The organism is Pseudolysinimonas sp. (assembly GCF_031389465.1).
GTDB lineage: Bacteria > Actinomycetota > Actinomycetes > Actinomycetales > Microbacteriaceae > Pseudolysinimonas_A.
Genome location: NZ_JANMSQ010000256.1, coordinates 1 through 11,126, shown reverse-complemented (window position 1 = coordinate 11,126; position 11,126 = coordinate 1). Strand labels below are relative to the sequence as shown.

Genomic DNA, 11,126 nt, shown 5'->3' with positions numbered 1-11,126 from the left:
TGAGCGCGCCGCCGATGGCAGCGTCGTGATCGTCGACCTGAAGACCGGCAGCCCGGTGACCAACCAGGCGAAGATCGACGCCACCGCCCAACTCGGTGCGTACCAGCTCGCGTATCGGGCGGGCCTGTTCGACGACGTGCTCGCCGAACTCGGGGAGCACCAGCCGGGCGGCGCGAAGCTGCTCTACGTCAAGTCGGGCGTCGACGGCAAGACCTACCGCGAGGGCGTGCAGGCGCCGCTCGGCGACGAGGGGCTCGAAGCCTTCCGCGAACGCATCCGTCAGGTGGCGATCGGGATGGCGGCGGCATCGTTCGAGGGTGCGCTCGAGGTCGGCGGCTATGGCCTGGGCGCGGTGCCCGAGTTGCGCCTGCATCGCGTCGGGGCCGTCAGTGGAGCGTGAGGGGTGCGGACCGTGAGCTCACCCGTCAACTCCATCGACATCGCCGAGGCACTCGCGGCGGTGCGCGGGGCGTCGCCGCAGTACCCGACGGCACAGCAGCGGGCGGTCATCGAGGCGCCGCTGGCTCCCGCCCTCGTCGTCGCGGGTGCAGGGTCGGGCAAGACCGAGACGATGGCGAACCGCGTGCTGTGGCTGCTCGCCAACGAGCTCGTCGAGCCGGCGCAGGTGCTCGGGCTCACGTTCACCCGCAAGGCGGCAGGTGAGTTGGGGCTGCGCATCCGCGAGCGCATCGCCGAACTCGACACCGCCGGGCTGCTGCCAGCGCGGGATGTCTTCGACGCCCCGGCAGTGGCAACCTACAACTCGTTCGCGAACACCCTCTACCGCGACTCCGCGATCCTGCTCGGTCGAGAGGGCGACGCCCCGGTGCTCGGCGAGGCGGCGGCCTGGCAGCTCGCGCGGGGCGTCGTGATCCGCAGTCGGGATGCGCGGTTGCCAGATATTGGCAAGAACCTCGATGCGCTCACCAAGGCTGTGCTCGCCGTCGCCCGAGGAGTCGCCGAGCACGCCGGAGATCTCGACGAGCTGCGCGCCCTCGGCGCCCGGCTCGGGGCACTCGCGGAGTTGCCGACGAATGACCCGGTCGATCGCTTCGAGCGGCTGCCCGCCGTCGAACTTGCCGAGCAGCTCGGAGCCCTCGGAGTGCTCGCCGACCTCGCCGCTGACTACGACGCCGAGAAGGTGCGCCGCGGCGTCGTCGAATACGCCGACCAGGTCGCCCTCGCCCTGCGCATCGCGCAGAAGCAGCCCGCCCTCGGCGACGACCTCCGCGACCGCTACCGGGTGGTGCTGCTCGACGAGTATCAGGACACCTCGGTCGTGCAGACCCGCCTGTTGGCGGAACTCTTCCGCGGGTCGTCGGTGATGGCGGTCGGTGACCCGAACCAGTCGATCTACGGGTGGCGCGGGGCGAGCGCCGCGAATCTCGACCAGTTCGCCACGCAGTTCATGGACACTGCGTTTGGCGCCGAGGCGCGTTTCGCCCTCTCGACGAGTTGGCGCAACGGCACCGGCATCCTGGCTGCAGCGAATCATCTCGTCGCCCCGTTCACCGGCCGCGGGGTCGCGGTCGAGCGGCTCGAGGCGAGCCCCGTTGCGTCTGATCGCAGGGTCGAGGTGGTGTTTCCCGAGACGGTCGCCGAGGAGGCTGCCGCGGTCGCGGACTGGCTCGCCGCGCGAATCGACGCAGGGGTTTCGGAAACACCGCCGAGCGCCGCGATGCTATTGCGCGCCCGCGCCACGCAGCCGTACTTTCTCGCGGCGCTGCGGGAGCGTGGCATCCCCTTCCACGTACTCGGGATCGGCGGGCTGCTGGCCGAGCCCGAGATCGCCGACCTGGTGTGTGTGCTGTCGGCGATCGGCGACCCGGCCGCGGGCATCCAGCTGTTGCGGGTGCTCGCCGGCTCGCGCTTCCGGGTCGGGGTCTCCGACCTGCACGCGCTCAACCGGCTCGCCGTGTGGCTGCGCTCGCGCGACCACACGCAGCACAAGCACGACGACGAGGTCCGGGAACTGCTGAACACCGCCGTCGCGCCGGGCGAGGGGGGCTCGATCGTCGACGCGCTCGACTTTCTGAGCTCAGCTCCCGCCGGACACGTCGCACTCGAGAACTTCAGCGAGACCGGGCTGGAACGGTTGCGGGATGCCGGCTCCACCCTCGCCCGGCTGCGGGCCCGCGTGCGCCTCGACCTGCCCGATCTCGTGGCCCTCGTCATCCAAGAGCTGCGCCTCGACATCGAGGTCGCGGCAAACGAGCACCGGGTGCTCGGCTCGGCGAATCTCGACGCGTTCACCGACGCGGTCTCGGGGTATCTGGCGATCGCCGAGATCGCGACGCTGTCGGGATTCCTCGGCTGGCTGCGGGAAGCCGAGCTACGCGAAGACCTCTCGCCGCGCCCCGAGCCGCCGGAGCCGGGCACCGTGCAGGTGCTCACCGTGCACGGAGCGAAGGGTCTCGAGTGGGATGTCGTCGCGGTGCCACGGATGGTGACCGACGAGTTTCCCGCGAAGCCGCGCGAGGGCTTTCAGGGCTGGCTTGGCTTCGGGCAGTATCCGTGGCCGCTGCGCGGCGACGTCGCCGAGCTGCCGCACTTCGAGTGGGAGGGCGCGACCACCCGCAAGGAGCTGCTCGACGCGCAGAAGCAGTTCAGCGCTGGCGTGCGACAACGCGCGCTCGACGAGGAGCGTCGGCTTGCCTACGTCGCGGTCACCCGCGCCCGGCACGACCTGCTGCTCTCGGGATCCTTCTGGGCGACGCAGACCAAGCCGCGCGAGCCCGGAGTCTTTCTGCGCGACCTCGCCGAAGCGGGCCTGGTGCCTGCACTGCCCGACGCAAGCACGCACGACGAGAACCCGCTCGGCGACGACCTGGAGCGGATCGTCTGGCCGCTCGATCCGCTCGGATCCCGGCGGCAGGCCGTCGAGTGGGCCGCCGGGCAGGTGCGAGCCGCCGAACCCAAGCTCGCCGGCCCGTGGACGCGCGACCTCGAACTGCTGCTCGCCGAACGGGAGGCGCGGCTCGCGGCCACCCGGGTGGCGATCCCGACGCGCGTTCCGGCATCCCGGTTCCACGACTATGTCACCGAGCCCGAGCGCGTCGCGAGTGAGTTGCGTCGCCCGATGCCCGAACGACCGTTCTCGGCGACCCGGCTCGGCACCCTCTTTCACGCCTGGGTCGAACAACGCTTCGGGTTCGGCACGGGTGCTGACGAGATCGATGCCCTCGGTGATGATCGGGATGTCGGCGCCGAGGTCGGTGGGGCAGACCTCGAGGCGTTGCGGGAGAGGTTCGAGGCCTCGGAGTGGGCGCAGCGACGCCCGCTCGAGGTGGAGCGTGAGATCCATCTGCCGTTCGACGACCGCATCGTGATCTGCAAGATCGACGCGGTGTACGAAGAGCCTGACGGTCGGGTGCGCATCGTCGATTGGAAGACGGGGCGAGCACCGAAAGACGCCGCGGACCTCGAACGCAAGCAGTTGCAGCTCGCCCTCTACCGGCTCGCCTACGCGCGGTGGGCGGGAATCGACGAGACCAAAGTGGATGCGGCGTTCTACTTCGTCGCCGACGATCGCGTGCTCGAGCCCGACCGCATCGACTCCGAAGACGAGCTGCTCGCCCGGTGGAGAGCCGCCGTAGGCTAGAAGTCGGAAGGGGCAGTTCGGTGAGCATCGGCGGTAGTGACCCGGCCCTCACCGCACCCATCCCGATCCAGCCGGGGCGCACCTCCACCCGTGACATCGTCGCGATCTTCCGGGTGCGCAACTTCAAGCTGCTGGTCACCTCGATCTTCTTCGCGAGCATCGCGCTGTGGATGACGCGCATCGCGGTCGACTGGCTGGTGCTCGAACTCACCGGCAACCTCGCCCTCGTCGGCCTCGCCGTCACGTTGCAGTTCGGACCGACGCTGCTGCTCGGCGCGTTCGCGGGCGTCGTCGCCGACCGGTTCTCGCGCCGCGCGATCGTGCTGCTCATGCAGAGCGTGGTGTTCTGCGGCGGGGCGACCCTCGCGGTGCTGGCGATTCTCGGCGCGGTCGAGCTGTGGCACGTCTACCTCGTCGCCGCGGTGTCGGGCGTCGCGGGCGCGCTCGAAGGGCCGGCCCGTAGCGCCCTGATCGGCCAGATCGTCGACGCGCCACGCCTGCGCACCGCCATGAGCCTCAACGCGAGCGCCTTCCACATCGGCGGACTCATCGGGCCGGCGGTGAGCGGCATCCTTATCGGGGTCGTCGGCTCGGGCTGGTCGATCGGGGCCGCCGCGCTCGCGACGCTCGTCAGCATCCTGGCGTTCTCGCTGTTCCGGTCGCGTGACCTGTCGCCCGTCGTGCGGCCGGCGGAAGGTGCGGGCGGAGTGCGGGTCGCCCTGCGGTACATCCGCAGCAAGCCGACGATTCTCTGGCCGATGGTGCTCATCGCGTTCGTCGCGACGTTCGGGATGACCCTCCCGGTGCTTTTCACGGCGGCGGCGGGCGACCGCGGCTTCGACACCGGGTCGGCCGGCTACGGGCTGTACACGTCGCTCGCGGCGGTGGGCGCCGTGGCGGGCGCGATCGCCTCGGCGCGACGTCGATCGGTGCGGCTACGTTCGATCGCGCTCCTCACGGGCGCCTACGGTGTCGCCATCCTGCTGGCCGGGGTCGTGCCGGTCTACGGGGTGTTCCTCGCGGGCATCGTCGCACTCGGCGTGCTGCGACTGCTGTTCGCGATCGGCGCGGAGTCAATGGTGCAACTCTCGACCAACCCGTCCGTGCGCGGCCGCGTGATGGCGATCTACCTCGTGCTGCTGATGGGCGGCCAAGCGGCGGGCGGCGTCATCATCGGCTGGGTCGCCGAGGTGCTCGGGATGACGGTCGCCTTCGTCGTCGCCGGGGGGATGCCGCTGCTCGCCGCAATCGTCGTGGCCATCATCCTGGCGCGCCGCCACCAGTTGACGATCTCAGTGAACCTGAGTGACTTTCGCCGAGTTGTGCGGATCGTGAAGCGGCCACGTCAGCCGAAATCGTTGTCGGTACCGTCCCAGAGTTCCGACAGTTCGACCGACTCCGCGCCCTGATCTTTCAAGTAGCGACCGGCTCCGCGATCGCCTTCCGCCGACGTCGCGGCGGCCAGCCAGTGGTCGCGGCCGATGACGACAGGATGTCCGGGTCGGCCGTCGTACGTCGCGCGGCGGAGCGTGGCCGGGCCGACGGGTGCCGTGAGAAGCCGTCCGACCGCGGCGGCGGGGAGTCCGGGGAGGTCGACCAGAGTCACGACCGCTGCGGTGGCCTCGGGTGGTGCCGCGGTCAGCCCGGCGCGGAGCGACGCGGAGAGCCCGGCTGCCCAGTGCTCGGCCACGACGACCGTCGCCTCCGCGGGAACCAGGGCGTGAGCGTGCGCCGCGTCAGCCCCCAACACGACGAGCACCGAGTTGCAGCCGCCGTCTCGCAGCGCTGTCACTGCACGGTGCAGCCACGGCATCCCGTCCGCGTCTCGGCGGAGCACCTTCGGCCCGCCCGCCCGGGTGCCGGCGCCCGCTGCCAGCACGATGCCGACAACCCGAGGCGGAGGGACGCTCATGGCTACAGTTGAGCACGTGAGCGAGCCCAGCATCCAGCCGAGTATCGAGCCAACGGTGGAGCAGCTGCGCGCCGCCCTCGGTGTCGAGCGCTGGGTCGCCGAGGTGTACGCAGGCGGCCCGTACGCCGACCTGGAAGAGCTGCTCGAAGCGGCGTCAGACGCGGCCTCACCGCTCACACCAGCCGACGTCGAAGAGGCACTCGTTCATCACCCGCGCATCGGCGAGAAGCCTGCCCACGGCGCGACCGGAGCCGACCACAGCCGCCGCGAGCAGGCGTCGATCGACGCCGACGACCCGCACCTCGCCGAACGCGTGGCCGCCGGAAACGCCGCCTACGAACAACGGTTCGGGCGCATCTTCCTGATCCGGGCTCTCGGCCGGTCCCGCGCCGAGATCCTCGCCGAACTCGACCGCCGCCTCACCCTCGACGACGCCGAAGAGTTAGTCATCGTCGGCGACCAGTTGCGCGAGATCGCGCTCCTTCGACTGACCGGAATGTTCCGATGAGCCAGGTCACCACCCACGTTCTCGACACCGCCGCCGGCCGCCCCGCTGCGGGCATCCTGGTGCGCCTCCTCGCCGACGGCGAACTGCTCGCGTCAGGGGAGACGGATGCCGACGGCCGCGTGTCCGACCTCGGCCCCGAGGCGCTGGCACCCGGCGACTACCGCCTCGAGTTCGATGTCGCCACGCCCTACTTCCCGCGCATCACGATCGACTTCAAGGTCACCGATGCCTCGCACCACCACGTCCCCGTCCTTCTCAGCCCGTACGGCTACACCACTTACCGGGGCTCCTGAGTTCGCCTTCCCGCTGGTTGAGTAGCGCCGCCAAAGGCGACGCGTATCGAAACCAGGAGCGCAGACATGTGGGTTTCGATACACCGCGCTGCGCGCGGCACTCAACCCGCGGAGGATTAGTAGTTCGTACGGTCTTGGTTGCTCAGCCAGGCTTGAAAAGGCTGCTCGGCAGTTGGGAGGCGCAGGGTGTGGACGCGCACGTCCCAGGTGGAGCGGTCGCGGGTGAAGAGGTCGTAGAAGTCGCGGTCGTCGAATCCGCCGCGGGCGGCATCGTGGCGGTCGGCGGCATAGAAGACCCGGTCGATGCGGGCCCAGAGGGTGGTCGCCATGCACATCGGGCAGGGTTCGCACGAGGTGTAGAGCGTGGCGCCGGGCAGGGCGAAGTCGCCGATGCTCTGGCAGGCGGCGCGGATGGCGACCACTTCGGCGTGGGCGGACGGGTCGAGGTCGCGGGTGACGCGGTTCTGGCCTTCGCCGATGACGACACCGTCGGCTGAGACGACGATTGCGCCGAACGGGCCGCCGCCGGCCGCGACATTGGCGGTCGCCAACTCGATGGCACGCTCGAGGAACGCCCGGTCGGCATCCGTCGCGAAGCCGCCAGCGGATGTCACGCGAGGCCCGCCGAGTGCTTCCAGGCGTCACCCGCGGGTGGGGCTTCGTCGCGCGCGATGGTCGCCTCGATGAGCCCGTAAGGGCGGTCGGCGGCGAAGAAGACTTCGTTCGGATTATCCATCGAGAAGGGTGCGAGGTCGACGACGAAGTGGTGCTTGTTGGGTGCCTTCAGGCGGATTTCGCAGATCTCGGGCACGGCATCCAGCACCGCTGTTCCCATCTGCCAGAGGGTCTGTTGCAGTGCGAGCGATTGCAGGGTCGCGAACTGTTCGATGAGGTGCGCGCGGATGACGGGGAAGACGGCGTCCCAGTCGACCTCCGTCGTGGCGAACCGCCATTTCGCGATGACCGCGGTCGCCATGACGCGGTCGTGGGTCTCGGGCAAGGTGGTGTATTCGTCGCTGAGGAATCCGGCGAACTCGGAACCCGTGGATTTCAGCAACACCAGGTCTTTCACCCCGCCGATCACGTACTCGCCGGTCGCGTCGACGGTCACGGCGGCGGTGCGCACCTCGGGTCCGCGTCGCACCCAGGTGTGGTCGTGTTCCGCGGGCTTTCCTGAGGGATCAGTGCCCGCGACGGCGCGATCCCAGGCGTACTCTTCGATCTCGATGCGCGCACCGTCGATCGGCGCGACGTCGTGCACGAAGTGCCGGGCGAGGGCGAGCCCGAACGCTTCGGGGCTCGCGACGCCGTGTTTCTTCGCGAACGCGTAGACGGTGTTCTTCTGGGTGTCGGTCGGCAGCACGGTCGACTGGTCACCGGTGAGGTAGGCCGCCTCGAACGCACCGCGCATCGCCGTCGTGACGTTGAGGTCGCGGAGCTCGTGGCGCGCAGCATCCCGCACGACCCGCACGATGCGGTTCTCGGCTTTGCCGTACTGGTGGTCCGTGAGTACATAGCCCATGTGCTCAATCCTCTCGTGGTGAAGCAATTTGCCCGAGATGGCGGTCTTTTCGGGGTCTTAGTGCGCCATCTTGGGCAAATAGCCGATGGTTCAGGGGGTCAGGAGCACTCCCGCACCCGGGTCGGCGCCGCGCAGGAAGGTGCGGCGCACGACTCCGCGCAGTTCGGTGCCGTCGTAGGCGGTGACGGGATTCTTGTGCAACAACTCCGAAGCATGCACCGTGAACCGCTCGTTGGGGGCGAAGACGACGAGGTCGGCATCCCGACCCTGCTCGATGAGCCCCTTTTGCGACAGACCCGCGAAGGCGGCGGGGGCGGTCGACATCCAACGCACCACGTCGTCGAGGGGCACGTCACGTTCCGCCGCCGCCGTCCACACCGCCGCGAGACCGAGCTGCACGCCCGCGATTCCGCCCCAAGCCTGGGCGAAGTCGCCGTCGCCCGCGAACTTCAGGTCGGCCGTCGAGGGGGAGTGATCACTCACCACGAGATCGATGTCGCCGTCGCACAGCGCCTGCCAGAGGGCATCCCGGTTCGCTTCGTCCCGGATCGGCGGAGCGCACTTGAACTGCGTGCCGCCGTCGGGGATGGTTTCGGATGCCAGGGCGAGATAGTGCGGGCAGGTTTCGACCGTGATCGGCAGCCCCTCGGCGCGAGCGGCCCGCAGTTCGGGTAGCGCGGCAGCCGACGACAGGTGCAGGATGTGCGCACGCGTGCCCGTGCGACGCACCCCCTCGATGACCCGCGAGATGGCGACGACCTCCGCCTCGTCGGGGCGGGACGAGACGTAGGCGTCGTAGCCCGCACCGCCGGCATTCGCCGAAGCGTCGAGAACCCCCGGGTCTTCGGCGTGCACCAACAGCAACCCGTCGAACGTCGCCAACTCCTCGAGGGCGGCATCGAGCTGGGCTGAGTCGAGATGACCGAACTCGTCGACGCCGGACGGTGCGAGGAACGCCTTGAATCCGAACACCCCGGCGTCGTGCAGGGCGCGCAGCGACCCGAGGTTTCCCGGAACGGCTCCACCCCAGAATCCGACGTCGACGCACGTCTGAGTACGGGCCGCGGCACGCTTCACCTCAAGCGCCTCCGGGGTGACCGTGGGCGGGATGGAGTTGAGCGGCATGTCGATGATCGTCGTGACACCGCCGGCAGCCGCGGCCCGGGTCGCCGACGCGAAACCCTCCCACTCGGTGCGGCCAGGTTCGTTCACGTGTACGTGCGTGTCGACGAGTCCGGGCAGCAACACCTCGTCGGCCGCGAGCTGGACGCGCTGGGTGGCCTCGAAGTGGGCGCCCGCGGGTGCGATGGCCGTGATGCGCCCGTCGCTCACCGCGACCTCGACGTCAGTGAACGTCGGGGGGTGGTGATCCAGGGCGACGAGCGCCCGGCCCGAGATCACGAGGTCATAGTTCACGCGCCGCCCCCGAGCTGTGTGGCAGTTCCGCTCGTGCCGAGCGAGAGAGAGATCTCAGCGAGGGCACGGGCGAACTCGGCTTCGCCGCCGTGCCCGGTGCCGCCCGAGAGGTTCACACCGACGACGCTATCGAGCGCGAGGAAGCCGCGCCCCAGTTCGACGGCAGCGGCGATCCCTTCGGCACGCGGGTCGGCGGCGGCGAGGATTCGGTCCAGATAGCCCGGCGGGAGTACGAGGGTCGTGAACGACTTCAGCAGCTCGGCCGATGCGTGGTCGAGCACGATCGGAATGCACGGGATGAAGCCGAGCGTCGACCCGAGTGCCCGGGCTGACGCGATGAAGGCGGCGACCGGCTCGACACCCCCGGAGTGGTTGACGAAACAGTTTTCCGCGCCCGCGCGCTCCTTCTCGAGCAACCGCGCGGGGCGACGTTCGACGGGTGGGCTGGCCGGGGCTTCGGCGACCGAGACCAGGTGCCCGGCGGCGCGGGCGAGGGATGCCGCCTGCGTCGAGTCGAGGTCGAACACCGGGGCTGCGTCCGGCCGCGACCCGGTGCGGGTGTGGTCACCCGTCACACAGTGAACGCCCGAGACTCCGGCGTGGGCGAGGGCGGCGAGCTCCGCCTCCATCGCGACCCGGTTGCGGTCGCGGCAGGTGAGACCGCTCCACACCTCAACCCCTTCGGCGCGAATGAGGGCGGTGCGATACGCGGGCGGGAACTGCACCCGCTCGCGTCCCGAGTCGCCGGCGAGCACGGCATCCACTGCTCCGCGCAGCGCAGCCGCGCACTCGACCAGGGAGGCGGCATCGAGGGCGCGGGCCGGGAAGTCGGCGACGACGATCTGCTTCGTCGCGAGCAGGGCGCGCATCCGCTCGGCTCCGGATGCCGGGGCCGTTGCCGCGGGAGCCGCGCCGTGCCAGCGCACCGTGGGTGCGTCGAGGAAAACGCAGCGACCGGGTCCGCCGTGGGGGGCTGCCACCTCGCAGGAGCCGTCGAACTCGACCCCGCCGCACGGGCCGTGCTCCATGTTCTTGGGGCAGGCCCGCCGTTCGAGTAGGTCAGCCGGCAAGGAGGCTCACCGTCCAGGTGCCGTCGGCCGTGCGGGTGTATTCGGTGCGGCGGCTCGCGGTGTCGGGGTTGCCGATCCAGAAGGTCAGCCGGGTGGGGCGCACGAGGTAGCCCGTCCAGGTCGGCGGCTGCCCGAACCCGTCGGCGTGGTCGTCGCGGAACGCCGCCCAGGCTCGCAGCCGGTCGGCGAGCGGAAGCCCCGCGAACTCGATCGTGTTCTGCCAGGCGAGCTGTTGCAGGTAGGCGGAGCGGGCGCGGAAGGCCCGGCGCAACTCGTCGGTCGGGGCCGGCTCGGCGATCCCCTGCACGGTGAGCTGACGGGCGCTCTCGGGGAAATGCAGCATGAGCGCTACCGCGGGGTCGGCGGCGAGCTGCCGCACCTTGCGCGAGCGCGAATCGGTATGGAAGTAGAGGCCGTGCTCGTCCCACTCCGAGAGCAGCAGGGTGCGGGCATCCGGGATGCCGTCTGCCGCCGTCGCGAGTGTCATCACCGGGCGCGCGGGATCGGCGTTCGAAGGCAGCCACTCGGCGAGCAGCTGCCACGGATCCTCGGGCCAGTTGTCTCGGATCTCGGCGTCACCCGCGAGGCTCACGGCGGCGGCTCGGGGTCGAAGGTGGCGATCTCGGCGAGCGAGGCGATTCCCTCCGCGACGAGCTGCGTCGCGAGTTGGGCACCATACTCCGCCGTGGCCCCGGTGGGGTCGCCGATCACGCCGCCCGTGCCGAAGTCGTCGGATGTCCACCCGAACTGCACCGGCGCGCCGGCGAACCCGATGCGTTGGTAGCGGGAGAGGTGCCGCGGGGT

General features: G+C 70.2%; 11 protein-coding genes and 1 pseudogene. 5 read left to right on the top strand and 7 right to left on the bottom strand.

Going from position 1 to position 11,126, the window contains the following annotated elements; translation table 11 throughout:
• The 3 genes from RMO30_RS10280 to RMO30_RS10270 all read left to right on the top strand — a co-directional run.
• On the top strand, nt 1–400 hold a 400-nt coding region (locus RMO30_RS10280; RefSeq protein WP_309712914.1), incomplete at its 5' end, for a PD-(D/E)XK nuclease family protein.
• Between the two features lie 12 nt (nt 401–412).
• Entirely contained in the window at nt 413–3,601 is a 3,189-nt protein-coding gene (locus RMO30_RS10275; protein WP_309712911.1) for an ATP-dependent DNA helicase, read from the top strand.
• 20 nt (nt 3,602–3,621) lie between these two features.
• Complete coding sequence (locus tag RMO30_RS10270) at nt 3,622–5,010, top strand: MFS transporter (RefSeq protein WP_309712908.1); 1,389 nt, start codon at nt 3,622–3,624, stop codon at nt 5,008–5,010.
• Here RMO30_RS10270 and RMO30_RS10265 read toward each other — a convergent pair.
• On the bottom strand, nt 4,947–5,513 hold the full coding sequence (locus RMO30_RS10265) for an NTP transferase domain-containing protein (RefSeq protein WP_309712905.1): 567 nt from the start codon (nt 5,511–5,513) through the stop codon (nt 4,947–4,949). The genes RMO30_RS10270 and RMO30_RS10265 overlap by 64 nt on opposite strands.
• Between RMO30_RS10265 and uraD the strand changes: the two genes are divergently transcribed.
• Together uraD and uraH are read left to right on the top strand one after the other, a co-directional pair.
• Entirely contained in the window at nt 5,512–6,021 is a 510-nt protein-coding gene (uraD, locus tag RMO30_RS10260) for a 2-oxo-4-hydroxy-4-carboxy-5-ureidoimidazoline decarboxylase (protein WP_309712902.1), read from the top strand. The genes RMO30_RS10265 and uraD overlap by 2 nt on opposite strands.
• Nucleotides 6,018–6,314 carry a hydroxyisourate hydrolase gene (gene uraH / locus RMO30_RS10255; protein WP_309712899.1) on the top strand — a complete coding sequence of 99 codons (297 nt, stop codon included), beginning with the start codon at nt 6,018–6,020 and terminating at the stop codon, nt 6,312–6,314. The genes uraD and uraH overlap by 4 nt, the downstream gene beginning before the upstream one ends.
• 116 nt (nt 6,315–6,430) lie before the next feature.
• Here the strand turns inward: uraH and RMO30_RS10250 are convergent, their stop codons facing one another.
• From RMO30_RS10250 to RMO30_RS10225, 6 genes and pseudogenes are all read right to left on the bottom strand, one after another.
• A complete protein-coding gene (locus tag RMO30_RS10250; protein ID WP_309712896.1) occupies nt 6,431–6,928 on the bottom strand; it encodes a nucleoside deaminase in 498 nt (165 codons plus the stop codon).
• On the bottom strand, nt 6,925–7,836 hold the full coding sequence (pucL, locus tag RMO30_RS10245; RefSeq protein ID WP_309712893.1) for a factor-independent urate hydroxylase: 912 nt from the start codon (nt 7,834–7,836) through the stop codon (nt 6,925–6,927). The genes RMO30_RS10250 and pucL overlap by 4 nt, the downstream gene beginning before the upstream one ends.
• Nucleotides 7,837–7,926: 90 nt before the next feature.
• Nucleotides 7,927–9,252 (bottom strand): allantoinase AllB, encoded by a 1,326-nt coding sequence (gene allB, locus RMO30_RS10240; RefSeq protein ID WP_309712890.1) that lies wholly within the window; start codon nt 9,250–9,252, stop codon nt 7,927–7,929.
• Nucleotides 9,249–10,322 (bottom strand): methylenetetrahydrofolate reductase, encoded by a 1,074-nt coding sequence (locus RMO30_RS10235; protein WP_309712887.1) that lies wholly within the window; start codon nt 10,320–10,322, stop codon nt 9,249–9,251. Before RMO30_RS10235 ends, allB begins: the two co-directional genes overlap by 4 nt.
• Complete coding sequence (locus RMO30_RS10230) at nt 10,312–10,914, bottom strand: pyridoxamine 5'-phosphate oxidase family protein (protein WP_309712884.1); 603 nt, start codon at nt 10,912–10,914, stop codon at nt 10,312–10,314. The genes RMO30_RS10235 and RMO30_RS10230 overlap by 11 nt, the downstream gene beginning before the upstream one ends.
• Nucleotides 10,911–11,126: pseudogene (locus RMO30_RS10225) on the bottom strand (creatininase family protein); the annotation flags it as partial. The gene RMO30_RS10230 and the pseudogene RMO30_RS10225, both read right to left, overlap by 4 nt.